The 24120-nt window shown below is 64.4% G+C and carries 23 protein-coding genes, 1 pseudogene and 1 riboswitch; of the genes and pseudogenes, 20 read left to right on the top strand and 4 right to left on the bottom strand.

Annotation, left to right across the window (positions count from 1 at the left end; translation table 11 throughout):
* Positions 1-64 precede the first annotated feature (64 nt).
* A riboswitch (cobalamin riboswitch) is annotated at positions 65-274 on the bottom strand.
* A 310-nt stretch (positions 275-584) separates the two neighbouring features.
* The 4 genes and pseudogenes from XW59_RS07770 to XW59_RS07755 all read left to right on the top strand — a co-directional run.
* On the top strand, positions 585-2234 hold the full coding sequence (locus tag XW59_RS07770; protein WP_047144080.1) for an ABC transporter substrate-binding protein: 1650 nt from the start codon (positions 585-587) through the stop codon (positions 2232-2234).
* A gap of 82 nt (positions 2235-2316) precedes the next feature.
* Positions 2317-3354 carry an ABC transporter permease gene (locus XW59_RS07765; RefSeq protein WP_136068000.1) on the top strand — a complete coding sequence of 346 codons (1038 nt, stop codon included), beginning with the start codon at positions 2317-2319 and terminating at the stop codon, positions 3352-3354.
* 15 nt (positions 3355-3369) lie between these two features.
* Positions 3370-4527 (top strand): ABC transporter permease, encoded by a 1158-nt coding sequence (locus tag XW59_RS07760; protein ID WP_047144081.1) that lies wholly within the window; start codon positions 3370-3372, stop codon positions 4525-4527.
* A 64-nt stretch (positions 4528-4591) separates the two neighbouring features.
* Positions 4592-6685: pseudogene (locus XW59_RS07755) on the top strand (ABC transporter ATP-binding protein); the annotation flags it as partial.
* 762 nt (positions 6686-7447) lie between these two features.
* Here the strand turns inward: XW59_RS07755 and XW59_RS07750 are convergent.
* Positions 7448-8041 (bottom strand): membrane protein, encoded by a 594-nt coding sequence (locus tag XW59_RS07750; RefSeq protein WP_047144082.1) that lies wholly within the window; start codon positions 8039-8041, stop codon positions 7448-7450.
* A 217-nt stretch (positions 8042-8258) separates the two neighbouring features.
* Here XW59_RS07750 and XW59_RS07745 point away from each other — a divergent pair, with 217 nt between their 5' ends.
* The 10 genes from XW59_RS07745 (at position 8259) to XW59_RS07700 (ending at position 16778) form a co-directional block, all read left to right on the top strand.
* Entirely contained in the window at positions 8259-9800 is a 1542-nt protein-coding gene (locus tag XW59_RS07745) for a trimethylamine methyltransferase family protein (protein WP_047144083.1), read from the top strand.
* A 238-nt stretch (positions 9801-10038) separates the two neighbouring features.
* Positions 10039-10533, top strand: coding sequence for an anthrone oxygenase family protein (locus XW59_RS07740; protein ID WP_047144084.1), 495 nt, complete (start codon positions 10039-10041; stop codon positions 10531-10533).
* A gap of 139 nt (positions 10534-10672) precedes the next feature.
* The gene (locus XW59_RS07735; RefSeq protein WP_047144085.1) at positions 10673-12019 is read left to right on the top strand and encodes an NAD(P)-dependent oxidoreductase; all 1347 of its coding nucleotides are present in this window, start codon (positions 10673-10675) and stop codon (positions 12017-12019) included.
* Positions 12016-12366 carry a hypothetical protein gene (locus tag XW59_RS07730; RefSeq protein WP_047144086.1) on the top strand — a complete coding sequence of 117 codons (351 nt, stop codon included), beginning with the start codon at positions 12016-12018 and terminating at the stop codon, positions 12364-12366. The genes XW59_RS07735 and XW59_RS07730 overlap by 4 nt, the downstream gene beginning before the upstream one ends.
* Positions 12367-12448: 82 nt before the next feature.
* The gene (gene preA / locus XW59_RS07725; protein WP_047144087.1) at positions 12449-13762 is read left to right on the top strand and encodes an NAD-dependent dihydropyrimidine dehydrogenase subunit PreA; all 1314 of its coding nucleotides are present in this window, start codon (positions 12449-12451) and stop codon (positions 13760-13762) included.
* A gap of 150 nt (positions 13763-13912) precedes the next feature.
* On the top strand, positions 13913-14410 hold the full coding sequence (locus XW59_RS07720; protein WP_047144088.1) for an Rrf2 family transcriptional regulator: 498 nt from the start codon (positions 13913-13915) through the stop codon (positions 14408-14410).
* A 33-nt stretch (positions 14411-14443) separates the two neighbouring features.
* Positions 14444-14905, top strand: coding sequence for a carboxymuconolactone decarboxylase family protein (locus XW59_RS07715; RefSeq protein ID WP_047144089.1), 462 nt, complete (start codon positions 14444-14446; stop codon positions 14903-14905).
* 59 nt (positions 14906-14964) lie between these two features.
* Positions 14965-15333 (top strand): DoxX family protein, encoded by a 369-nt coding sequence (locus XW59_RS07710; RefSeq protein ID WP_047144090.1) that lies wholly within the window; start codon positions 14965-14967, stop codon positions 15331-15333.
* Between the two features lie 81 nt (positions 15334-15414).
* The gene (locus XW59_RS07705; RefSeq protein WP_246666026.1) at positions 15415-16347 is read left to right on the top strand and encodes a DMT family transporter; all 933 of its coding nucleotides are present in this window, start codon (positions 15415-15417) and stop codon (positions 16345-16347) included.
* Positions 16348-16370: 23 nt separating this feature from the next.
* Complete coding sequence (locus XW59_RS07700) at positions 16371-16778, top strand: PaaI family thioesterase (RefSeq protein ID WP_047144091.1); 408 nt, start codon at positions 16371-16373, stop codon at positions 16776-16778.
* A gap of 15 nt (positions 16779-16793) precedes the next feature.
* Here the strand turns inward: XW59_RS07700 and XW59_RS07695 are convergent, their stop codons facing one another.
* The 3 genes from XW59_RS07695 to XW59_RS07685 all read right to left on the bottom strand — a co-directional run bounded on the left by XW59_RS07695 (position 16794) and on the right by XW59_RS07685 (position 18080).
* Positions 16794-17168 (bottom strand): type II toxin-antitoxin system VapC family toxin, encoded by a 375-nt coding sequence (locus XW59_RS07695; protein WP_047144092.1) that lies wholly within the window; start codon positions 17166-17168, stop codon positions 16794-16796.
* Entirely contained in the window at positions 17168-17380 is a 213-nt protein-coding gene (locus XW59_RS07690; RefSeq protein WP_047144093.1) for an AbrB/MazE/SpoVT family DNA-binding domain-containing protein, read from the bottom strand. Before XW59_RS07690 ends, XW59_RS07695 begins: the two co-directional genes overlap by 1 nt.
* A gap of 67 nt (positions 17381-17447) precedes the next feature.
* Positions 17448-18080, bottom strand: coding sequence for a TetR family transcriptional regulator C-terminal domain-containing protein (locus XW59_RS07685; RefSeq protein WP_047144094.1), 633 nt, complete (start codon positions 18078-18080; stop codon positions 17448-17450).
* Between the two features lie 234 nt (positions 18081-18314).
* Between XW59_RS07685 and XW59_RS07680 the strand changes: the two genes are divergently transcribed.
* The 6 genes from XW59_RS07680 (at position 18315) to XW59_RS07655 (ending at position 24059) form a co-directional block, all read left to right on the top strand.
* On the top strand, positions 18315-19643 hold the full coding sequence (locus XW59_RS07680; protein WP_047144095.1) for an aspartate aminotransferase family protein: 1329 nt from the start codon (positions 18315-18317) through the stop codon (positions 19641-19643).
* Positions 19644-19646: 3 nt separating this feature from the next.
* Entirely contained in the window at positions 19647-19937 is a 291-nt protein-coding gene (locus XW59_RS07675; RefSeq protein ID WP_047144096.1) for a cupin domain-containing protein, read from the top strand.
* Between the two features lie 11 nt (positions 19938-19948).
* Positions 19949-21199, top strand: coding sequence for a Zn-dependent hydrolase (locus tag XW59_RS07670; RefSeq protein ID WP_047144097.1), 1251 nt, complete (start codon positions 19949-19951; stop codon positions 21197-21199).
* Between the two features lie 153 nt (positions 21200-21352).
* Entirely contained in the window at positions 21353-22804 is a 1452-nt protein-coding gene (gene hydA, locus XW59_RS07665) for a dihydropyrimidinase (protein ID WP_047144098.1), read from the top strand.
* The gene (locus XW59_RS07660) at positions 22804-23241 is read left to right on the top strand and encodes an NUDIX domain-containing protein (protein WP_047144099.1); all 438 of its coding nucleotides are present in this window, start codon (positions 22804-22806) and stop codon (positions 23239-23241) included. The genes hydA and XW59_RS07660 overlap by 1 nt, the downstream gene beginning before the upstream one ends.
* A gap of 17 nt (positions 23242-23258) precedes the next feature.
* Entirely contained in the window at positions 23259-24059 is an 801-nt protein-coding gene (locus tag XW59_RS07655) for an ABC transporter ATP-binding protein (protein WP_047144500.1), read from the top strand.
* The last annotated feature ends 61 nt before the right edge of the window (positions 24060-24120 follow it).

The raw sequence follows: 24120 nt of genomic DNA, 5'->3' as shown, positions 1-24120 counted from the left end.
TTGTCCCGCCAGCGATGACCTTCGTCACCACTGCGAAATCACAGCTCCGGAAGCGTCCCGCGACCGGTGGGTGACGACCTGAGGCAGGTTTCCTGGCTCGCGCTTCGGCGAAATGCCCGCCTTCCCGGAATTGCTCCAGTGGCATTCGGACATTTCTCGGCGCTCACAGTTGCGGGGGCAGCTCCGGCTCGGACCCGTCTTGCGCGGGACCTTCCGGTATTCCCTCTTAACCTCGACCGGCAGCCGGCGAGGCACCTCAAGCGTAGACCTTGGTTGCTAACAAGCCGCCGGTTGCGCGTCAATCGACCTTGCCGCGACGATCACCCTTTCGGCCGAGGGACAGCGCAGATTCCGGTCGTCAGGAGATGTAGCGCGTTGTTTGTCATGAGACATTTGCCGGGGAAAGTGCGTCCTGAATCTTTGACTGCATGCCAATTTTGCGTCAAGTTTGTCGCAATTACGCCATCCGTACGCCTGTCAACGAGGCACATTCCGCAAAGAGGCATAAGTTCGGGAAGTCGATTTTCAAGACGAGACCCGGCCGGGGAATGGTAAAGTCAACAACACACAATGGGAGAACCTCGATGAAGTTCTACAGGAGCAACGGTGATCGTGTTCCCGATCACATCAGGAAACTCGCCGAAGACACCAAGGCCGGCAAGTTCGACCGTCGCGAATTCCTGGCGCTGGCCAGCGTCTTCGGAGCCAGCACCGCGCTTGCCTACGGCATGATCGGCGCGCCCGCTCCCGCCTTTGCGCAGGAGGAGCCGAAGAAGGGCGGCGTGATCAAGATCGCGATGTTCATCAAGGCGCCGAAGGATCCGCGGATGGCGGACTGGTCCGAGATCTCCAATTCGCAGCGTCAGTCGCTGGAGCCGCTGGTCAAGTACACGCGCGAATACACGTTCGAGCCCTACCTGCTGGAAAGCTGGGAGGTGAACGACGACGCGACCGAATACATCCTGAAGCTGCGCCAGAACGCGACCTGGACCAATGGCGACGTTTTCAACGCCGACGACGTCATCTACAACCTGAACCGCTGGTGCGACGCCAAGGCCGAAGGCAATTCGATGGCCGCCCGCATGGGCACGCTGGTCGACAAGGACACCGGCAAGGCGCGCGAGGGCGCGATCACGCGGGTGGACGATTTCACGGTGAAGGTGGCGCTGACGGAATCGGACATCTCTTTCGTCCCGAACCTTGCCGACTATCCGGGCCTCGTCGTCCACCGCACCTTCGACGAGACGGGCGCCGACTTCACCCGCAACCCGATCGGCACGGGTCCCTTCGAGCTGGTCTCCTTCGACGTCGGCAGCCGCGTCGTCTTCAAACGCCGCGAGAACGGTCAATGGTGGGGCGGCGAAGCCTATCTCGACGGCGTCGAGTTCATCGACTACGGCACCGACCCCGCCGCCATGGTCAGCGCGTTCGAGTCGGGCGAAATCCACAGCAATTACGAGACCTCCGCCGATTACGTCCAGATCCTCGACGATCTCGGCCTGGTGAAATCGGAAGTGGTTACCGCGACGACGCTGGTGGCGCGCACCAACGTCAACAACAAGCCTTATGACGACCAGAAAGTGCGCCAGGCGCTGCAGCTCGCCGTCGACAACGCGACGATCCTGCAACTCGGCTATGGCGGCGCCGGCACGGTGGCGGAGAACCACCATGTCTGCCAGATTCACCCCGAATATTTCGAGCTGCCGCCGATCTCCCGCGACGTCGAGAAGGCCAAGGCGCTGCTCGAGGAAGCCGGCCAGCTCGACTTCGAGCACGAGCTGATCACCGTCGACGAGGACTGGCACAAGAACACCGGCGACGCGATCGCAGCCCAGCTCCGCGAGGCCGGCATCAAGGTCAAGCGCACGGTGCTGCCGGGCTCCACCTTCTGGAACGACTGGACGAAGTTCCCCTATTCGATGACCAACTGGAACATGCGCCCGCTCGGCGTCCAGGTTCTTTCGCTCGGCTATCGCACCGGCGAGGCGTGGAACGAAAGCGGCTGGTCCAACCCGGATTTCGACAAGAAGCTGGGCGAGGCGCTCGCCGTGGCCGACGCCGAGAAGCGCAAGGGGATGATGGAGGACATCGAAAAAATCCTTCAGGAGTCGGGCATCATCATCCAGCCCTACTGGCGCAAGCTCTTCAACCACTCGGTCGAGGCGGTGAAGAACCACGGAATGCATCCCACCTTCGAGATCGACCTCGGCAAGGTCTGGCTCGACGAGGCGTAATGGTCGCGGTGCGGGGGAGGTTGCCAACTCCTCCGCAGCCTCCGATTACGATTGACCCCAAACCTGCCGGCAGGGGGCATTGATGCTTTCATTCATACTGCGTCGCTTCATCACGATGATGCTGACCATGCTATGCCTGACATTCGTGGTCTTCTTCCTCGTCAACCTCGAGCCGAACCTCAAGAAGCTGGCGATCAGCCAGACCGAGCAGAGGGCGACGACCGAACAACTGGAAAGCTGGCTCGTCAAGAACGGCTACCGACAGAATTTCTTCGTCCGCTACGGGCAATGGTTGGGCGTGCTGCCCAAGCAGCCCAACATCGATCCGGCGACCGGGGCGGTGACGCCGCGCTTCCGCTTCTGCGACGAACCGGACGTGCCGACCTATGCGGGCGTTCTGCAGGGCGATTTCGGCTGTTCCACGAAGTTCAGGGTGAAGGTGGCCGACAAGCTCTTTCCGGCGCTCGGAGCGACGGGCATCCTGATGTTCTGGGTGATGGTGGTGATGGTGCCGGTGGCGCTGCTGATCGGCATTCTCGCCGGGATGCGGGAGGGATCGCGGACCGACCGCGTGCTCTCGGTCGCCTCGATCGCCACCACGGCGACGCCAGAATACGTCTCGGGCGTCATCTTCACCGTCATCTTCGCCTCCTGGCTCGGCTGGCTGAACGGGTCTGCCGCGAGCGCCACGAACCAGGGCGTCACCTTCTACAACTTCACCCTGCCGGTGATGACCATGGCGGTCTACGGCATCGGCTACATCGCGCGCATGACGCGCGCCTCGATGGTCGAGGTGATGACGCAGCAATATATCCGCACCGCGCGTCTGAAGGGGCTCGGCTTCGGCTCTGTCGTCGTCAAGCACGCGCTGCGCAACGCGCTGATCGCGCCGTTCACCGTCATCATGCTGCAGTTTCCGTGGCTGCTCACCGGCGTCGTCATCGTCGAGACGATGTTCCGCTACCAGGGCTTCGGCTTCACGCTGGTGGAGGCGGCGGGAAACAACGACATCGACCTTCTGCTCGGCTGCTCGCTGGTCTCGGTCTTCGTGGTGCTGTTCACGCAGCTCATCTCCGACATCGGCTACGCCTACCTCAATCCACGCATTCGGGTTCAATAGGGGAGCGCCGGGAACATGCAACTGGAGTTCATCGGCGCTTTCCAGATCTTAATCGGGGTTCTCGCCCGGTTCTGGCCGGTCTGGCTGGCGATCGCTCTCGTGCTCGGCGCGAGCTTCACCTTTAAGAAGAGGCTCGGCCTCTACGGCCAACTCTTCGACAGCGGCGTGGGGATCGCCGGCGTCGCCATCTGCCTGTTCTGGCTGTTCACGGCGATCTTCGCGGGCACCGTCTCGCCGTTCAATCCGCTGGCGCAGATACCGATCATGAAGGACGCGCTGCCGGGGGCGGTCGTGCCGGACGGCGGCGGCATCTACCTCTTCGGCGGCGACAAGCTCGCCCGCGACGTCTTCAGCCGCATGGTCTATGGCAGCCAGATCGTGCTCATCATCGCGCCCGCGGCCACCGCCTTCGCGCTGATGGTGGGCATCACGCTCGGCCTGCCGGCCGGCTACTATGGCGGCAGGATCGACGCGGTCTTGTCGTTCCTTGCCAATCTTGTGCTCGCCTTCCCGGTGATCCTGCTCTTCTACCTGCTGGTGACGCCGGGCATCATGGACACGCCCATTCCCTACGCGATGGCCGGGCTGTTCTTCCTGTTCCCGATCATCTTCTTCTGCGTCCTGTTCTTCACCAGATTCAAGAATCGGCCGCAACTGCTTGTTCTGCAACTGGCATTGACGATCCTCATCGGCGGATGGATCTATGTCGGGCTGGTGTTCGACGCCGATCCGCTCGGCATCGTCTCGATCGATTCCAACCAGCTCAACATCTTCGTGGCGGTGGTCTTCGCGTCCAGTCCCGGCGTGTTCCGCATCGTGCGCGGGCTTACCATGGACATAAAGACGCGCGACTATGTCTCGGCGGCGCAGACCCGCGGCGAGACGCCCTGGTACATCATGCTGTGGGAGATATTGCCGAACGCGCGCGGGCCGCTGATCGTCGATGCCTGCCTGCGCATCGGCTACACCACGATCCTTCTCGGCACGCTCGGCTATTTCGGGCTCGGGCTCGCGCCGGAAAGTCCGGATTGGGGCACGGCGATCAAGGATGCCAGCCGGTTGTTGCGTTCGTTCATTCACCCCGCGCTGCCGCCGACGATCGCGCTGATGTCGTTCGTGCTCGGCCTCAACCTGCTCGCCGACGCGTTGCGCGAACAGTCGCTGAAGGATTGAGGACGATGTCGATGAGGAACCGTGTTTTCCCCTCACCCGCCGAGGCGAATATGGGAGATTGATGATGAACGAAGCCGTCAGAGCCACGAACATCGAAGGCACCCAGCCCATCCTGGAAATCGAGAACCTGTCGATCTCCTTCTTCACGCGCCGCGGCGAGATTCCGGCGGTGATGGATTTTTCCTGCACGGTGCAGCCCGGCGAGGCGATGGGAATCGTCGGCGAGAGCGGTTGCGGCAAGTCGACCGTCTCGCTCGGCATCATGCGCGACCTGTCGAATGTCGGGAGGATCGTCGGTGGGCGGATCCGGTTCCAGGGCAGGGACATGGGCGAGATGTCGGAGGAGGAGCTGCGCTCGATCCGCGGCAACAAGATCGCCATGATCTATCAGGAGCCGATGGCGAGCCTGAACCCCGCGATGAAGATCGGCCGGCAGTTGATGGAAGTGCCGCTGATCCACGACAAGGTTTCCAAGGAGGAGGCCTACCAGCGCTCGCTCGACATGCTGAAGGCGGTGCGCCTGCCCGATCCCGAGCGGATGATGCGCTCCTATCCGCACCAGCTTTCCGGCGGCCAGCAGCAGCGCATCGTGATCGCCATGGCACTGCTTTCGAAGCCGGCGCTGCTGCTGCTCGACGAGCCGACGACCGCGCTGGACGTGACGGTCGAGGCCGGCATCGTCGAATTGGTGAAGGGGCTCGGCAAGGAATTCGGCACGTCGATGATCTTCGTGTCGCACAATCTCGGCCTGATCCTGGAGACCTGCGACAAGATCACGGTGATGTATTCGGGCGAGGCGGTGGAGACCGGCCGCATCGAGGACGTGTTCGACCACATGCGCCACCCTTATACGCAAGGGCTGTTTCGCTCGATCCCGCTGCCGGGCGCCGACAAGAACTCGCGGCCGCTGATCGCCATTCCGGGGCAGCTGCCGCTGCCGCACGAGCGGCCCAGGGGCTGCAATTTCGGGCCGCGCTGCCACCATTTCGTGGAAGGCGTGTGCAACGCCGCCGAAATACCGATGATACCGGTCGCGGGGCATCCGGGCCATATGAGCCGCTGCGTGCGGTTCGATGAGATCGACTGGGCGGCGCTGCCCGATGGGGCCAAGACCGAGAAGGAACCGGTGAAGCCCGGCGCGTCCGTGCTGAAGGTCGACAATTTGAAGAAATACTACCATGTCGCCGCCAATGCGATCTTCGGCGGGGCGGAGGCGCGCACGGTCAAGGCGAACGAGCAGATCAGCTTCGAGGCGCGCGAGAGCGAGACGGTCGCGATCGTCGGCGAGAGCGGCTGCGGCAAGTCCACGCTGGCCAAGGTGTTGCTCGGGCTGGAGACGGCCAGCGATGGCACGGTGACGCTCGGCAATGCCGAAATCCAGTCCTCGCCGATCGAGGAACGCAACACCGACACGGTCTCGGCGATCCAGATGGTGTTCCAGAACCCGTTCGACACGCTCAATCCGAGCCATTCGGTCGGCTCGCAGATCATCCGGACGCTGGAGAAGTTCAAGATCGGCCGTTCGGTCGAGGAGCGGCGGCAGCGCATGTTCGAGCTGCTCGATCTGGTGAAACTTCCCCGTGCTTTCGCCGAGCGCATGCCGCGCCAGCTTTCCGGCGGGCAGAAGCAGCGCATCGGCGTCGCCCGCGCCTTTGCTGGCCAGGCAAAGGTGGTGGTGGCGGACGAGCCGGTCTCCGCGCTCGACGTCTCGGTGCAGGCGGCGGTGACCGAACTGCTGATGGACATCCAGCGCAAGAACAAGACGACGATGCTGTTCATCAGCCACGACCTGTCGGTGGTGCGCTACATCGCCGACCGGGTGATCGTCATGTATCTCGGCCATATCGTGGAGCAGGGGACGACGGACCAGATCTTCTCGCCGCCCTACCATCCCTATACCGAGGCGCTGCTTTCGGCGATCCCGATTGCCGACACCAGCGTGGTCAAGAAGCGCATCGTGCTGGAGGGCGACATTCCCTCGGCGATGAACCCGCCGCCGGGCTGCCCGTTCCAGACGCGCTGCCGCTGGAAGAAGTTCGTGCCGGACAATCTTTGCGAGACGCAGGTGCCGCCGCTCAAGGATCTCGGTGGCGGCCACAGGAGCCTGTGCTGGCTCGACGACGCGCAGCTTGCCACGATGGAGCCGGTGATCAGCTTCGCCGGCGAGCCGGAGGACGACCCGGCAACGGCGGCGCCGACGGTCGAGACGCGGAGACGGGGCGCCAAATCGCAAAAAGCCGTCGAACAGCCCGGAGGCTCCGAGGCGAGAACTCCCGCCGAGGCGCTGCGCGAGGAGGAGCATCCGAAGGTGCGGGCCTCGAAGGCGTTGACCGGAAAGGCCGGCGATTCCGCGCCGAAGAAATCGCTGACCGAAGTAGGCGAAGGGCGCGAGGCGGCGAGCGCGGAGGTGCGTCCGGGGACTGCAAGGACGCGCCGGGAACAGGCTGCGACCAAAGGCGCGGTCGGCGTCCAGCCGCGGCGGATCAAGACGGCGTCGTCGCCGAAAGCCGCCCGCGCGGCGATGGTCGCGGGACCGGCGAAGACGCCTCCCTCGACGCTCGTGCCGGCGGCTTCCTCACTGGTCGATCTTCCGCCTCCCGAACGGGGCAGGCCGGCGGGTACGGCGCGGCCGGCCAAGCCCGACGATCTCAAGCTGATCGCGGGCGTCGGGCCGAAGACCGAGCGCCTGCTGAACGAGCTCGGCATCCATACCTTCACCCAGGTCGCGGCGTGGAGGAAGGCGGAATGTGCCTGGATCGGCGGTTACATCAACTTCCCCGGCCGCGTCGAGCGCGAGGAATGGGTGCGCCAGGCGAAGGCGCTCGCCAAAGGCGGCGAGGCCGAATACATCAGGGTGTTCGGCAAGAAGCCGCGCTGAGGCCGGAGCGTTTTCCGCGCGGCTGTCCTCGATAGCCGCGGCTCACCGCCGGCATTGCTGGAGCTGTGCGGCGTAGCGCTGGGCCATCTGCTCGGTGTCGCGCGCATATTTCTGGATGCCGGGCTTGCTCTTCCAGTCGCCCCGGCCGTAGCCGCCCCAGCCGAGATAATAGGCGAGGTAGAGGCTATAGGTGTCGTCGCGGGCGACGCCGTGCCTGTCGGCCGTCTTGGAGTGGTACCAGCCGACGAAATCGACCGCGTCCGAGAAATTCGAGCGCCGCGCGCCGAAGCGACCGGTCTCGCGCCTGTACTGATCCCAGGTGCCGTTCAGCGCCTGCGAATAGCCGTAGGCCGACGAAGCGCGTTTCCAGGGAATGACGCCGAAAAGCTTGCCGCGCGGCGGCCGGGCATTGTGCTTGAAGCCGGATTCCTTGCGGATGGTCGCCATCAGCACCGGCACCGGCACACCATATTTCCGTTCCGCGCGCGATGCCGACGAATACCAGTTGTTGACCCATCCGTCGCGCTGGTCGAAGACCGCGCAGACATTGTTGATGCGGCTCGGTGGCGTGGCGCAGGCCGCCAACCCCAGCAGCAGAGCGACCGCTAAAACTCGACTAAAATTGTACCCGTGCATGCGGCGAGCTTTAGCCGCAAATCATAAAGGGAGTCTTGCCGAGGGGATTAACCATGTTTCCCGCGCGAAATGTGTCGATACCGATTGGCGATAACACGACATAAATGGTCGCCTGAGAGATAATTATATGAATCAGGTGCCGCTCCAGATAAAATTTCGCCTGCGGGTGACGCTTTTCTGGCAGTGATCGTCTCCGGCCGGTTGTTCAATGCGCCGTATGAGCACGCCGATCCGTCGCCGCCGATCCGCCGACCGCGCCAATGCCAGGGAGCACGGCGCGATCCCGCAACTGCCGCCGCGAAGGGTGCAAAGCCCCTATCCGCCGATGGCACTTCTGTCCGAGGACCAAGTCGAGGCGATTCACGACGCCTCGATGCTTATCCTCGAAAATCTCGGGATCGAGGTGATGAGCGCGCGCGCGCTTTCGCTGTTCGAGAAGGCCGGCGCGGACGTGGACCGTGCGAGCCAGACGGTGCGGCTCGACCGCGGACTCGTGGATGAAGCGCTCCAGACGACGAAGCCGTGCTTTACGCTGACGCCGCGCAATCCCGCCAGAGCAATCCATCTCGGTGGCAACGAGATCAATTTCACGCTCGTCGCCGGACCGCCCAACGTTCACGACATGGAGCGCGGCAGGCGGGCCGGCAACCTTGCCGACTATCGCGACCTCGTTCGGCTGGCGCAGCATTTCAACTGCATCCACATGCTCGGCAACCAGGTCTGCGCGCCGATCGAGCTGCCGGCGAATTCGCGCCATCTCGACACCTATCTCGCCAATCTGACGCAGACCGACAAGAGCTTTCACGTCTCGGCGATCGGGCGGGGCAGGGCGCTCGACGGCATCGCTATGATGGCGATCAGCCGCGCAATGACGCTCGGGCAGATGGCGGACGATCCGGGCGTGACGACGATCATCTCCGTCAACTCGCCGCGCCGCTTCGACGAGGCGATGGCCGAGGGGCTGATGACCATGGCCGAATTCGGCCAGTCGGTCTGCGTCACGCCGTTCACGCTGATGGGGGCGATGAGCCCGGTGACGCTTGCCGGCGCGCTCGCCCAGCAGAATGCCGAGGCGCTGTTCGGGGTGGTGCTGACGCAGCTCGTGCGGCCCGGCGCGCCGGTGATCTACGGCGCCTTCACCTCCAATGTCGACATGCGTTCCGGCGCGCCGGCCTTCGGCACGCCGGAGAACGCAAAGGCCAACATCGCGTCGGGCCAGCTCGCGCGGCGTTACGATCTTCCCTATCGCACGACGCCTGGCTCGGCCTCCAACGCCGCCGACGCGCAGGGCGCCTACGAGACGATGATGGCGCTATGGGGCGCGGTGCTCGGCCACGGCAATCTCGTCTACCACGCCGCCGGCTGGCAGGAGGGCGGGCTGACGGCCTCCTTCGAGAAGCTCGTCCTCGACGTCGAGATGATACAGCACATGATGGAGTTCCTGCGGCCGATCGCGGTCGACGCGGGCGAACTGGCGCTGGATGCGTTGGGCCGCGTGCCGACGGGCGGGCATTTCTTCGGCGATCCGCACACGCTGGAGCGCTATTCGACGGCCTTCTACCAGCCGCTTCTCTCCAATTGGCAGAATTTCGAGAGCTGGCGGGAGGCCGGCGGCCTCGATGCCACCGCGCGCGCCACGCTTCTCTGGAAGAAGGCGCTGCAGCAATATGAAGAGCCGGCGATGGATCCGGTCGTGCGGGAAGAGCTGGACGCCTATGTCGCGAAGCGGCGGGAAGAGATCGGCGCGGGCGAGCCGTGATGTGGGGCAACGGTTGGTGGCTCATGAATGGAATCAACTTCCTTTCATCCTGATTCCGAAATCTCTTTCAACCTGCTGAAGCGACAGGAAGAACGGCGCGCGCGGACGTTGGCCCCCGGTGCGGGCGGTTAACGCGACGGGCGCCGTCGGAAAATACTTGGCGGCGGGCCGGGACGGGAACAATCCGGAAATTCCGCGCTTCGCCAGGATAGGTCTTCATGTCGATGGAGGATGGAAGATGATCTTCGCCCTCGAATTGACGGCGATGCTGCTGGTGGCCGTCGCCATGGCTCTGTCGCTGGCCCACGCGCTCGAGCTTCCGGGCAAGATGCGGTTGTCGGAGAAGGAGTATCTGGCGGTCCAGCCGATCTACTATCCCGGCTTCACGATCGCCGGGGCGGCGGAGCCGCTGGGCATCGTCGCGCTCGCCGTGCTGGCTTTCCCGCAGCCGAGCGGGGCGGCGTTCCGGCTGACGCTGGGCGCGCTTGTGGCGCTTGCGGCGGCGCATCTCGCCTATTGGCTTCTCACCCACCCGGTCAACAATTTCTGGCTGAGAGAGACACGGCTCGAAGGGGCGGGAAGGGGGTTCTTCGGCGCGGGGCCGCGATTGGGCGGAAAGGGTGAGGCGGCCGACTGGAGGGCGCTCCGCAATCGCTGGGAGCGTTCGCATGTGGTGAGGGCCGTTCTGAGCCTGGCCAGCTTCATGCTTCTGGCCGCGGCGATTGCCGCGTGATCTTTCTTTCGTCGAAGAAAAGGTGATTATCGTAGTCAACTTTACTTGGCCACGCCTCGTGAGGACTCGAAAATTGACCAATTGATAAAAAAATAAACTGTGCTAGCCTTCCTCAAAACAACAATAACGGGGAACTGAGATGGAAGGTCAGTTCAAGGACGGCATAGCCGGCGGAAGGCTTGCACCCGCGCAATATGCCGAGAATTTTTCCGATCTGCACCCGCCGCTCGACCATCACGAGGCGCTGGTGGAGGCGGATCGCTGCTATTTCTGCTACGACGCGCCCTGCATGCAGGCGTGTCCGACCTCCATCGACATTCCGATGTTCATCCGGCAGATCGCGACCGGCAATCCGCTCGGCTCGGCCAAGACCATCTTCGACCAGAACATTCTCGGCGGCATGTGCGCCCGCGTCTGCCCGACCGAGACGCTGTGCGAGGAGGCCTGCGTGCGCGAGGCGGCGGAGGGCAAGCCGGTGCAGATCGGCCGGCTGCAGCGCTACGCCACCGATGCCGCGATGGGCGCGGCCAAGCAGTTCTACGCCCGCGCCGAGCCGACCGGCCGCAAGGTCGCGGTGGTGGGGGCGGGGCCGGCGGGGCTTGCCGCCGCGCATCGCCTGGCCCGCCATGGCCACGACGTCACCATATTCGAGGCGCGGCCCAAGGCCGGCGGGCTCAACGAATACGGCATCGCGGCCTACAAGAGCACGGACGATTTCGCACAGGCCGAGATCGACTACGTCACCGCGATCGGCGGCATCAGAACGGAGAACGGCAAGGCGCTCGGCCGGGACTTCCATCTTTCCGAGCTGACGGCGCTCCATGACGCCGTGTTTCTCGGCATGGGGCTTGCCGGCGTGAACGCGTTGCGTGCCGACGGCGAGGAAGCCGAGGGCGTCGAGAACGCGGTCGATTTCATCGCCACGCTGCGCCAGGCGCGGGATCTGACCGCGCTGCCGGTCGGAAGGCGCGTGGTCGTGATCGGCGGCGGCATGACGGCGATCGACGCCGCCGTGCAGTCGAAGCTGCTCGGCGCCGAGGAGGTGACGGTCTGCTATCGCCGCGGCCAGGAGCACATGAACGCTTCGGAGTTCGAGCAGGAGTTGGCGGCGTCCAACGGCGTGGTGCTGCGGCACTGGCTGCGACCGAGGCGGGTGATCGCCGAAGACGGCAGGGCGGTGGCGATCGAGCTGGAATACACGGCGCTGAAGGACGGCAGGCTCGCCGGGACCGGCGAGACGCTGACGCTGCAGGCCGACCAGATATTCAAGGCGATCGGCCAGAGCTTCTCGTCCTCGGCGCTCAACGGCAGCGGGCCGACGATCACGCTCGAGGGCGGGCGCATCAAGGTCGACGCAGAGGGCCGCACCTCGCTTCCCGGAGTGTGGGCCGGCGGCGACTGCATATTCGGCGGCGACGATCTCACGGTCTCCGCGGTGGCGCAGGGGCGCGACGCGGCGGAGAGCATCAACCGGGCGCTCGCATGACATATGCCGTCGTCATCATCGCCTTGCTCATGGGAACGCTCCCAGCCGCCGCGGCTGCGTGGCTCGACGGCGAATGGTGCGACCCGCGGAAAGAGGAACGGCTGCTGATCGACGGCTACGGGCTAGGCTTCAACGAGCACACCATCTGTGAATGGTCGCAAGGGCGGCCAGGCGGCGAAACGTTCGATACGACCGCTTCCTGCGCCAATGTCTATCAGAATGGTGACGAGACCGTGCGGATGGATGAACGGACGGTTCGCCTGCGGGCCGAGGGAGCCAGCGTCGAAACCATTTTCGTGAGCGTGGGAGACGGTGAGCCGGTGCCCTTCGCTCGATGTGATGGATAAGCCCGGACGTCCGTCGCGCCGGGAGCGTGCTTAGCAAGAGCGTGGCGGCGTCAGCACCCGCCGAGGCCAGAGGAAGAAACCCATGGCAGACATTCGCAACGATTTCGTGGGCATCAAGTCGCCGAATCCGTTCTGGCTTGCCTCCGCGCCGCCGACCGACAAGGCCTACAATGTCGAGCGCGCGTTCAAGGCCGGCTGGGGCGGTGTGGTGTGGAAGACGCTGGGCGAGGAGGGACCGCCGGTCGTCAATGTCAACGGTCCGCGCTACGGCGCGATCTGGGGCGCCGACCGCCGGCTGCTCGGCTTCAACAATATCGAGCTGATCACAGACCGCGACCTATACGTCAACCTGCGCGAGATGAAGCAGGTGAAGATGAACTGGCCGGACCGCGCGCTGGTCGCCTCGATCATGGTGCCCTGCGCGGAGGAGAGCTGGAAGGCGATCCTGCCGCTGGTCGAGGAAACCGGCGCGGACGGCATCGAGCTCAATTTCGGCTGCCCGCACGGCATGTCGGAGCGCGGCATGGGGGCCGCCGTCGGCCAGGTGCCGGAATATATCGAGATGGTGGTGCGCTGGTGCAAGCAATATACCCGCATGCCGGTCATCACCAAGCTGACGCCCAACATCACCGATATCCGCAAGCCCGCGCGGGCAGCCAGAGCGGGTGGAACGGATGCCGTTTCGCTGATCAACACGATCAACTCGATCACGTCGGTCGATCTCGACAATTTCTCGCCGGAGCCGTCGATCGACGGCAGGGGCTCGCATGGCGGCTATTGCGGGCCGGCGGTCAAGCCGATCGCGATGAACATGGTGGCCGAGATCGCCCGCGATCCGGAAACGCGCGGACTGCCGATCTCAGGCATAGGCGGCATCACCACCTGGCGGGACGCGGCCGAATTCATGGCGCTGGGCGCCGGCAACGTGCAGGTCTGCACCGCGGCGATGACCTACGGCTTCAAGATCGTCCAGGAGATGATCGCCGGGCTGGAGAACTGGATGGACGAGAAGGGCCATCGCAGCCTCGACGACATCGTCGGCCGGGCGACGCCGAACGTCACCGACTGGCAGTATCTCAACCTCAACTACGTCGCCAAGGCGCATATCGACCAGGATGCCTGCATCAAGTGCGGCCGCTGCCACATCGCCTGCGAGGACACCTCGCACCAGGCGATCACCTCGATGGTCGACGGCGTGCGCCATTTCGAGGTGATGGAAGAGGAATGCGTCGGCTGCAATCTCTGCGTCAATGTCTGCCCGGTGGAGGGCTGCATCACGATGGAGCCGCTCGCCGCCGGAGCCCTGGACAAGCGCACCGGACAGCCCGTGTCGCCAGCCTATGCCAACTGGACGACGCATCCAAACAATCCAGCGACGAAGGTGGCCGCAGAATAGGGGCTTTCTGCAGCATTCCTTCCGAAAACGGCGCCTTCGGGCGCCGTTTTTGCTGGAGTGCGTTTGTCAGCACACGGCATGAGCCCGGCACTTCCTTATTGTGGATACAAAATATCGATGATATAAATCATCCACGATAGGAGATCGGACATGAAACTCGGTGAAGGCGTTGAAGCGGCCATCCATTGCGCGACGATGCTGGCGAACCTCGAAGAAGGCAGGACGCTGCCGGCAAGCGCTCTCGCCGAGTATCACGGCATTTCGCAGAGCTATCTCCTGAAGCATCTGAAGGCGCTGGTGGAGGGTCGCATCCTCGAATCCGTGCCGGGTCCGCATGGCGGCTACCGGCTGGCGCGCCTGCCGGAGAAGATCACGCTGCTCGACATCGTGCTCGCGGTCGAAGGGGCCGCCCCGGCGTTCCGCTGCACGGAAATCCGTCAGCGCGGGCCGGGCAAACTGGAGGCGGCCGCCTATGTGAAGCCCTGCGGCATCAACGCCGCCATGCTGCGCGCCGAGCGGGCCTATCGCGCCGCCCTTGCCGAAACCAGGCTGTCGGACGTGATCGAAGGCTACCGTGCCGACGCCGATCCGCGCGCCATCAAATTCGCCTGCGGCTTCGTCGCGCGCCACCAGCGCCCGCAGGCCTGATCCCAGTTTTTCAAAAACCAAAGGAAGAAGATCGTGCAACCACGTCTCGATTACTGGAAGGCCGCGCCGACGCTGATGAAAGCCGTGCGCGCACTCAACGCCGCGGTCGACGAATCCGGCCTGGACAAGGGCCTGATGCATCTCGTCAAGCTGCGCGCCTCGCAGATCAATGGCTGCTCCTACTGCGTCTATATGCACAGCCGCGAGGCACGCGCGGACGGCGAGAGCGAAGAGCGGGTCTATCTCGTCTCCGCCTGGCGGGAATCGCCGCTCTTCAGCGATGCGGAGCGGGCGGCGCTCGCCTGGACCGAGAAGGTGACCCGGCTTTCGGAAGGACCGGTTGACGACGCCGCCTATGCCGAGGTGATGAGGCATTTCAGCGAGCAGGATGTGGTGAACCTCACCGTTCTGATCGGCATGATCAATGTCTGGAACCGGCTCTGCGTGCCCTTCCATGCCATTCATCCGGTCGCGGCCGCAAGCGTGGCTGCATAGAAATCCAACGGGCATGCCGCTCTCGCGCGACATGTCCGGCCCGCTCGAAGGAACGTCCCATGCTCACCGATCCAGTCTTCCTCATCGCCGTTGGACGTCTTCTCATCGGCGGCGTGTTCGTCTTCGCGGGCCTGCGCAACATCGCCAATTTTCAAACCCTGGAGGGGATCATCGGCCGGCGAGGCGTGCCCTGGCCAAAAGCGGCGCTCGCGTTCGGCATCCTTCTGCAGGTGCTGGCGGGAGGCCTGGTCATGGCCGGTGTCTGGCTCGTGCCGGCGGCCGCGGCGCTTCTTCTGTTCCTGGTCCTGGCGAGCCTGATGTTTCACAATTTCTGGGATCACGAAGGCATCGACCGGTCGAACCGCATCAACAGCCTTGCCGGCAATGTCGCGCTCGCCGGCGGCTTCCTGTTCGTCATGGCGATGTAGGGACTTCCCGCTGGACCTATCGTTTCCGGTTCCCCGGCGCGGCCGGTTCCGTTAGTTAGGAGCCGTCCGGAGGAACGCTCATTGACCGATCTCACCGAAACGGCCGCCCGTCGCTACCAGTTCGCCACCGGCAACCAGAAGCTGCTCGGCCATCTCGCCATGTTCGCCTTCTCCGCCTTCGTGGCCGGATCCTATTCGATCGGCGCGCTGGCGACGCCGCATATCGGCCCCGCGGCGGTCAACGCGGTGCGTTTCCTGATCGGCACGACGCTGATGGCGGTAGCGGCCTGGATATTGCTGAAGGGCCGTATTCCCGCGCCGCGCGCCGCCTGGCGCTTCCTCGTGCTCGGTGGGCTGATGGCGGTGTTCTTCGTCACCATGTTCGTGGCGCTGCGCCTGACCGATCCGGTCTCGACAGGCGCGGTCTTCACGCTGATGCCGCTGATGTCGGCCTTCTTCGGCTATCTCCTTCTCGGCCAGGTGCCGCGCGGCATCGCCATGGCGAGCCTGGTCTTCGCCTGTCTGGGCTCGATCTGGGTCATCTTCAACGGCGATCTCGACGCGCTGCTCGCCTTCGACGTCGGCGAGGGCGAGATGATCTTCTTCGTGGGCGTCGTCTGCCACGCCGTCTATGCGCCGCTGGTCAAGCGTCTCAATCGCGGCGAGCCGCTCGTCGCCTTCACGCTCTGGAGCCTGCTCGCGACCGGGCTCTGCATCGCGCTCTATGGGGCGCGGGAGATCATGGACACGGATTGGGGATCGCTGCCGCCGATCGTCTGGATATCGGTCGCCTATCTCGCGATCTTCACCACGGCCGGGACGACCTTCCTCGTGCAGTTCGCCGCGATGCGGCTGCCGGCGGCGAAGGTGCTTGCCTATACCTACCTGACGCCGTGCTACATCATTCTGTTCGAGGGACTGCTCGGCCACGGCTGGGCGCGGCCCAGCGTGGCGGCGGGCGCGATCGTCACCGTGCTCGGGCTCCTGGTTCTGGCGTTCTCGCGCGACGCGTAAAGACGCGTAAAGGAGAGGAAGAGATGAGCGACGACATGCTCGAATTCGGCCGCAAGGTGCTCGCCTCGCAGCCCTTCAGCGTCCTGCTCGGCACCGAGCTCGTCGCCTTCGCCAAGGGCGGGGCCGAACTCGCGCTCGACCTCAGGCCGGAGCACCTGCAGCAGCACGGCTTCGCCCATGGCGGCGTGGTGAGCTACCTGGCCGACAATGCGCTGACCTATGCCGGCGGCTCGGTGCTGGGGGATTCCCTGACGCTCGAATACAAGATCAACTATCTGAGGCCGGCGGTCGGCAGACGGCTTGTCGCGAAGGCGCGCGTGACGGGGAGCGGCAAGTCGCAGGCGGTCTGCCATTGCGACGTCTATGTGCTCGACGGAGAAGCCGAAAAGCTTTGCGCCACGGCACAGGGCACGATCTGGAAGGTCGGTTGAGGCCGATACCGGCGTCTACGCCTTCGTAAGGTAATGCACCCGCGGCAGGTCCATGAAAAGCGCGTCGCAGGTCAGCAAGTCCGCATCGGTGTGGAGCGTGGTGGCGTAGATGATCGCGTCGGCCGTCGAAAGCTTGCATTGGCGGCACAATTCGGCGGCGTGCAGCGCGATGGGTGTGGTGAGCTCGACGACGATGCATCGCGTCGTAAAGGCCATGATCGCCGCAGCCTCGTCATATGTCGCATTTCGGCTAAGCCATTTTGCCAGCTCCAGTTGTACGATCGTCGGTACGATCCACCGCGACCGCAGCGGCAACTCGTGCGAAATCGCGTTGCCATTCCCACCCCTGATCAATCCTTCGATCCAGGCGGAGGTGTCGACGACGCGCATCAATAGCGGTCGTTCCGATCACGGTAGCCGGTCGGATCGGCATTCGGGAGGCTGCCCAGCAAATCCTCAAGCTTGGGAACGGGCACCAGCATGACGCTCTTGCCGTGAGGAAGGAAGGCGAACTCCTGACCTGGCTTCCAGCCCTGTTCCTCACGAACCGCCTTGGGAATGGAGATCTGAAACTTCGATGAAAGAGTTGCCGTATCACCCATTTTTCTTACCTTATCGTGATCGATACTTATTAAGTAAGATAATGCGTGTCTGACGCATCCGCAACGTTCAGCCCTTTGGCTTCAGCCCCTCCATGAAGAGCTGCTCGAGGAAGCGGGCGGCGTCCTCGAAGCGGCCTTCACCGCCGCGATCGGGGCCGAGCACGGCGCGTACCTGCACGTCGAAATCGGCATAGTGCTGCGTCGTCGCCCAGATCGAGAAGATCAGATGATAGGGGTCGGTCCGCGCGATCTTGCCGGCGCGCATCCAGCCGCGGATGATCTGCGTCTTCTCGTCGACCAGCGTCTTCAACTCCCCCTCGATCATCGGCATGATGCGCGGCGCGCCCTGCAGTATCTCGTTGGCGAACAGCCGGCTCTCGCGTGGGTAGTCGCGCGCCATCTCCAGCTTGCGGCGGATGTAGCTCCTGAGCTCCGTCATCGGGTCGCCGATGTCGTCGAGCTCGCGCAGCGGCGCCAGCCAGGTGTCGAGCAGGCGCTGCATCAGCGTGGTGTGGATGTCTTCCTTGCCGCGAAAATAATAGAGCAGGTTCGGCTTCGACATGCCGGCGGCTTCGGCGATCTGGTCGATGGTCGAGCCGCGGAAGCCATGGGTGGAAAAGACCTCCAGCGCCGCTTCCAGGATCAGCTCCCGCTTCTCGATCTGGATGCGCGTGCGGCGCTTCGGCTTCACCGCTTCCATGCGAACCTTCCGGTAGGTGCGGAGAACGACTTCTGGACCAATACACTGGACCAGTTCGAAGTGGGCTGTGGAGCGCGCTGCCGCTTCGGCATTTGCGGTAGTAATCCCTTGACCGCCCATGTGGCGGTGCTAACGTTTGTCCAATCGGTCAAAAAATGCGTAGCACAACTGCGCCCGAAGAACCAAGCGTTGGCCGAAACGATACAGGGGCTACAAAAGAGGAAAGGCTTGGTCATGTCCAACAGGCTCAACGTTGCGCCGAACGATCTCAGCGCATTCTGGATGCCGTTCACCGCAAACCGTCAGTTCAAACAGGCACCGCGCATGCTGGTCGCCGCAAAGGACATGCACTACACGGCAAGCGACGGGCGCAAGATACTCGACGGCACCGCGGGCCTGTGGTGCGTCAATGCAGGTCACTGTCGCCCGAAGATCACCGAGGCGATCCAGAGCCAGGCGGCCGAGCTCGACTACGCGCCCGCCTTCCAGATGGGCCACCCGATCGTCTTCGAACTCGCCAACCGGCTCGTCGATATCGCGCCCGAGGGCATGGACCACGTCTTCTTCACCAATTCCGGCTCGGAATCGGTCGACACCGCGCTGAAGATCGCGCTCGCCTATCAGCGGGTGAAGGGCGAGGGATCGCGCACCCGGCTGATCGGCCGCGAGCGTGGCTATCACGGCGTCAATTTCGGCGGCATCTCCGTCGGCGGCATCGTCACCAACCGCAAGATGTTCGGCACGCTGCTGGCCGGCGTCGATCATCTGCCGCATACCCATCTGCCGGCCAAGAACACCTTCACCAGGGGCGAGCCAGAGCATGGCGCCGAGTTGGCCGACGAGCTGGAGCGCATCGTGGCGCTGCACGACGCCTCGACGATCGCCGCCGTGATCGTCGAGCCGGTGGCCGGTTCGACCGGCGTGCTCATTCCGCCGAAGGGCTATCTGCAGCGGCTGCGCGACATCTGCACCAAGCACGGCATCCTCCTGATCTTCGACGAGGTCATCACCGGCTTCGGCCGTCTCGGAACGCCTTTCGCCGCCGATTATTTCGGCGTCGTCCCCGACATCATCACCACCGCCAAGGGCGTCAGCAACGGGGTGATCCCGATGGGCGCGGTGTTCGTGAAGAAGGAGATCCACGACGCCTTCATGAACGGGCCGGAGCATCTGATCGAGTTCTTCCACGGCTACACCTATTCCGGCAACCCGATCGCCTCGGCGGCCGCGCTCGGCACGCTCGACACCTACAAGGAAGAGGGGCTTTTGACGCGCGGCGCCGAGCTCGCCCCTTATTGGGAGGAGGCGCTGCATTCGCTGAAGGGTGAGCCGCATGTCGTCGACATCCGCAATATCGGCCTCGTCGGCGCGATCGAGCTGGAATCGATCCCTGGCGAACCGTCGAAGCGGGCCTTTTCGGCCTTCGTGAAGGCGTTCGAGCGCGGCGCGCTGATCCGCACGACCGGCGATATCATCGCGCTGTCGCCGCCGTTGATCATCACCAAGGGCCAGATCGACGAGCTCATCGACCACGTGCGCGAAGTCCTGAGAATGGTGGACTGAGCCATGAGCCGCCCCCAGGCCACGCATCAGGTGCTGATCGACGACGACAAGGTCCGCGTCACCCGGTGGGATTTCGCGCCGGGGGCGGAGACCGGCTGGCATCGCCACGGCATGGATTACGTGATCACCACGCTGACGCCGTGCAGCATGTTGTTGGAAGAACCCGGCGGAGGAAGCCGCCGGGTCGACATGGAAGCCGGCATCGCCTATCGCCGCGACGAAGGCGTGGAACACAATGTCGTCAACGCGGCGGCCGAGCCCATGGCTTTCGTGGAAATGGAATTGAAGAACTGAAGGAAACGAAAATGGCGGCGCCGGGCGAGAACCTGCGAATCAATTCAGATCGTTTGTGGGATTCGCTGATGGAAATGGCGAAGATCGGCCCCGGCATCGCCGGCGGCAACAACCGCCAGACACTCACCGACGCCGACGGCGAGGGGCGGCGTCTCTTCAAGAGATGGTGCGACGAGGCCGGGCTCGAAATGGGCGTCGACCAGATGGGCACGATGTTCGCGCGCCGCGAAGGCACCGACCCCGACGCGCTGCCGGTCTATGTCGGCAGCCATCTCGACACGCAGCCGACCGGCGGCAAGTTCGACGGCGTGCTGGGCGTGCTCGGCGGGCTCGAGGTCATGCGCACGCTCAACGATCTCGGCATCAAGACGAAACATCCGATCGTCGTCACCAACTGGACGAACGAAGAGGGCACCCGCTTCGCGCCCGCCATGATCGCGTCGGGCGTGTTCGCCGGCATGCATGAGCAGGACTGGGCCTACGACCGCACCGACCGCGATGGCAAGCGCTTCGGCGACGAGCTGGAGCGGATCGGCTGGAAGGGCGACGAGAAGGTCGGCGCCCGCAAGATGAAGGCGTTCTTCGAACTGCATATCGAGCAGGGGCCGATCCTGGAGGACGAGGGCATCGACATCGGTGTGGTCACGCACGGGCAGGGGCTGTGGTGGCTGCAGGTGACGCTCATCGGCAGGGAGGCGCACACCGGCTCCACGCCGATGCCCAAGCGTCGCAACGCCGGCCTGGGACTGGCGCGGGTGACCGAGCTGGTCCACGAGGTGGCGATGGATTACCAGCCGGACGCGGTCGGCGCGATCGGCCATGTCGAGGTCTATCCGAATTCGCGCAACGTGATACCGGGCAAGGTTGTCTTCACCATCGACATCCGTACGCCCCATGCGAACGTGCTGGCCGAGATGAGGACGCGCATCGAGGCGGGGATAGCGACCATTGCCGAGGCGCTCGACATCTCGGCGGAAGTGGAGGCGGTCGGCCATTTCGAGCCGGTCGCCTTCGACGAGGGCTGCGTGAAGGCGGTGCGGGAAGCGGCGGAGCGGCTGGGCTACAGCCACCGCGACATCGTATCGGGCGCCGGGCACGACGCCTGCTGGATCAATCGCGTCGCGCCGACGGCGATGGTGTTCTGCCCGTGCGTCGACGGTCTGAGCCACAACGAAGCGGAGGAGATCTTCCCCGAATGGGCGGCCGCCGGCTGCGACGTGCTCTTTCACGCGGTGGTCGATACGGCGGAGATCGTGGAGTGAGAATTCGAGGCACCGGGCAAGCTTCCCCCCCCTTGTGGGGAGGGATCGAGGGTGGGGGTATCGTCATCGCCAAGCATCGCGGAGTGACAGCCGACGCGTAGAAATAGAACTGTGTGCGGTTGAAAAACCCACCAACCCCAGGGGAACGAGAGAATGACAAAAGTCATCAAGAACGGAACCATCGTAACCGCAGACCGCACCTACAAGGCCGACGTGCTGATCGACGGCGGCAGGATCGCCGGCATCGGCCAGAACCTGAAGGGCGACGAGAGCTTCGACGCGACCGGCTGCTACGTCATGCCCGGCGGCATCGACCCGCACACGCATCTGGAAATGCCCTTCATGGGCACCTATTCGGCCGACGATTTCGAAAGCGGCACGCGCGCGGCCCTTTCCGGCGGCACGACGACGGTGGTCGATTTCTGCCTGCCCAATCCCGGCCAGTCTCTGCTCGAGGCGATCACGATGTGGGACAACAAGTCGGTCAAGGCGAGCTGCGACTATACCTTCCACATGGCGATCACCTGGTGGGGCGAGCAGGTGTTCGACGAGATGGCGCAGGTGGTCGACCGCGGCATCAACTCCTTCAAGCACTTCATGGCCTACAAGGGCGCGCTGATGGTGGACGACGACGAGATGTTCTCGTCCTTCCAGCGTTGCGCGGCGCTCGGCGCGCTGCCGCTGGTGCACGCCGAGAACGGCGACGTGGTCGCGCAGCTGCAGGCCAAACTGATGGCCGAAGGCAACAACGGGCCCGAGGCGCATGCCTATTCGCGGCCAGCCGAGGTGGAAGGGGAGGCGACCAATCGCGCGATCATGATTGCCGACATGGCCGGCGCGCCGCTCTATGTCGTTCACGTGTCCTGTGAGCAGAGCCACGAGGCGATCCGGCGGGCCAGGCAAAAGGGCATGCGTGTCTTCGGCGAGCCGCTGATCCAGCATCTGGTGCTCGACGAGAGCGAATATTTCGACAAGGACTGGGACCATGCGGCGCGGCGCGTGATGAGCCCGCCCTTCCGCAACAAGCTGCACCAGGATTCGCTCTGGGCCGGCCTGCAGGCGGGCTCGCTGCAGGTGGTGGCGACCGACCATTGCGCCTTCACCACCGAGCAGAAGCGGACCGGCGTCGGCGATTTCACCAAGATACCGAACGGCACCGGCGGCCTGGAAGACCGCATGCCGGTGCTGTGGACGAAGGGCGTCAACACCGGCCGGCTGACGATGAACGAGTTCGTCGCCGTCACCTCGACCAACATCGCCAAGATCCTCAACATGTATCCGAGGAAGGGCGCGATCGTCGAAGGCGCGGAGGCCGACATCGTGGTTTGGGATCCGAAGCGCGGGAAGACGATCACGGCGGGCAGGCAGCAATCGGTGATCGACTACAACGTGTTCGAAGGCTTCGAGGTCGAGGGCCTGCCGCGTTTCGTCTTCACCCGGGGCGAGCTGGCGATCAAGGAAAGTGACGTAAGGACCAAGCCGGGACATGGCGAGTTCGTCGCGCGCGAGGCCAACGCTCCGGTCAACCGGGCACTGTCGAAATGGAAGGAGATCACCGCGCCGCGCAAGGTCGAGCGGACGGGCATTCCGGCGACGGGGGTCTGATGGACGCGCCCGTCAAGCCGGAGATCGTGATCGCCGCGGCCATCCTGATCGATCCGGAGGAGCGGACGCTGCTCGTCCGCAAGCGCGGCACCAGCGCCTTCATGCAGCCGGGCGGCAAGATCGACCCCGGCGAGGCGCCGCTCGAGGCGCTGCGCCGCGAACTGCGCGAGGAGATCGCCGTCGAGCTCGACGAGGAGCCGGTGTCGCTCGGCGTCTTCAGCGCTGAGGCCGCCAACGAGGCGGGAAGCCGCGTGGTCGCGCATCTCTTCGGCGCGCGCCTCGAAGCGGCGGTGCGGCCGGCGGCGGAGATCGAGGAAGCCGTGTGGGTGGCGGTGGACGAGGCGCTGGCCAACATGCCACTGGCGCCGCTGACGCGGTTCCACTGCCTGCCGGCTGTGGGGACCGTCGCCGAGCTTACGGGGCACGGCAGACGATGAACGCCATAGCCAGCGACATGAAGCCAGCTACTGAAACCCTCTCTCCGGTCGTCGAGGCGCGCGGGCTGGGCCTGACGTTCCACACCAATGACGGGCCGGTGAACGCGCTTTCCGACGTGAACCTTGCGATCGGCAAGGGCGAATTCGTCTCCTTCATCGGCCCCTCGGGTTGCGGCAAGACCACCTTCCTGCGGGTGATCGCCGATCTCGAGCAGCCGACGGCCGGCACGATCACCGTCAACGGCATGACGCCGGGCGAGGCGCGCGAGAAGCGCGCTTACGGCTATGTCTTCCAGGCAGCCGGCCTGTTCCCCTGGCGTACGATCCAACGCAACGTCGCGCTGCCGCTCGAGATCATGGGCTATTCGCAGGCCGAGCGGCGGGAGCGCATCCGCCGTACGCTGGAACTCGTCAACCTGACCGGTTTCGAAAAGAAATATCCCTGGCAGCTTTCAGGCGGCATGCAGCAGCGCGCCTCGATCGCCCGCGCGCTCGCCTTCGACGCCGACCTTCTGCTGATGGACGAGCCGTTCGGCGCGCTCGACGAGATCGTGCGCGACCATCTCAACGAGCAGCTTCTGCAGTTGTGGGCACGCACGACCAAGACCATCTGCTTCGTCACCCATTCGATTCCGGAGGCGGTCTATCTGTCGACCAAAATCGTGGTGATGTCGCCGAGGCCCGGCCGCGTCACCGACGTGATCGATTCGACGCTGCCGAGAGAGCGACCGCTCGACATCCGCGAGACACCGGAATTCTTGGCGATCGCCGCGCGCGTGCGCGACGGCCTGCGGGCAGGGCACAGCTATGAGGATTGAGGGTGGCAATCTCCCTCGCATCCCCACCGGGGAGAAAGTGGCCGCGAAGCGGCAGGGTGAG

Source organism: Aquamicrobium sp. LC103 (assembly GCF_001014615.2).
GTDB lineage: Bacteria > Pseudomonadota > Alphaproteobacteria > Rhizobiales > Rhizobiaceae > LBCQ02.
This window is presented reverse-complemented; position numbering and strand designations above follow the sequence as displayed.

Coding starts and splice junctions, on each gene's coding strand:
- XW59_RS07765 (WP_136068000.1), top strand. CDS start 2,317: ATGCTTTCATTCATACTGCGTCGCTTCATCACGATGATGCTGACCATG.
- XW59_RS07655 (WP_047144500.1), top strand. CDS start 23,259: ATGAAGCCAGCTACTGAAACCCTCTCTCCGGTCGTCGAGGCGCGCGGG.
- XW59_RS07695 (WP_047144092.1), bottom strand. CDS start 17,168: ATGCGCGTCGTCGACACCTCCGCCTGGATCGAAGGATTGATCAGGGGT.
- XW59_RS07670 (WP_047144097.1), top strand. CDS start 19,949: ATGGCGGCGCCGGGCGAGAACCTGCGAATCAATTCAGATCGTTTGTGG.
- XW59_RS07770 (WP_047144080.1), top strand. CDS start 585: ATGAAGTTCTACAGGAGCAACGGTGATCGTGTTCCCGATCACATCAGG.
- XW59_RS07700 (WP_047144091.1), top strand. CDS start 16,371: ATGAGCGACGACATGCTCGAATTCGGCCGCAAGGTGCTCGCCTCGCAG.
- XW59_RS07740 (WP_047144084.1), top strand. CDS start 10,039: ATGATCTTCGCCCTCGAATTGACGGCGATGCTGCTGGTGGCCGTCGCC.
- XW59_RS07730 (WP_047144086.1), top strand. CDS start 12,016: ATGACATATGCCGTCGTCATCATCGCCTTGCTCATGGGAACGCTCCCA.
- XW59_RS07680 (WP_047144095.1), top strand. CDS start 18,315: ATGTCCAACAGGCTCAACGTTGCGCCGAACGATCTCAGCGCATTCTGG.
- XW59_RS07760 (WP_047144081.1), top strand. CDS start 3,370: ATGCAACTGGAGTTCATCGGCGCTTTCCAGATCTTAATCGGGGTTCTC.
- preA (WP_047144087.1), top strand. CDS start 12,449: ATGGCAGACATTCGCAACGATTTCGTGGGCATCAAGTCGCCGAATCCG.
- XW59_RS07660 (WP_047144099.1), top strand. CDS start 22,804: ATGGACGCGCCCGTCAAGCCGGAGATCGTGATCGCCGCGGCCATCCTG.
- XW59_RS07750 (WP_047144082.1), bottom strand. CDS start 8,041: ATGCACGGGTACAATTTTAGTCGAGTTTTAGCGGTCGCTCTGCTGCTG.
- XW59_RS07710 (WP_047144090.1), top strand. CDS start 14,965: ATGCTCACCGATCCAGTCTTCCTCATCGCCGTTGGACGTCTTCTCATC.
- XW59_RS07720 (WP_047144088.1), top strand. CDS start 13,913: ATGAAACTCGGTGAAGGCGTTGAAGCGGCCATCCATTGCGCGACGATG.
- XW59_RS07675 (WP_047144096.1), top strand. CDS start 19,647: ATGAGCCGCCCCCAGGCCACGCATCAGGTGCTGATCGACGACGACAAG.
- XW59_RS07735 (WP_047144085.1), top strand. CDS start 10,673: ATGGAAGGTCAGTTCAAGGACGGCATAGCCGGCGGAAGGCTTGCACCC.
- XW59_RS07690 (WP_047144093.1), bottom strand. CDS start 17,380: ATGGGTGATACGGCAACTCTTTCATCGAAGTTTCAGATCTCCATTCCC.
- hydA (WP_047144098.1), top strand. CDS start 21,353: ATGACAAAAGTCATCAAGAACGGAACCATCGTAACCGCAGACCGCACC.
- XW59_RS07745 (WP_047144083.1), top strand. CDS start 8,259: ATGAGCACGCCGATCCGTCGCCGCCGATCCGCCGACCGCGCCAATGCC.
- XW59_RS07685 (WP_047144094.1), bottom strand. CDS start 18,080: ATGGAAGCGGTGAAGCCGAAGCGCCGCACGCGCATCCAGATCGAGAAG.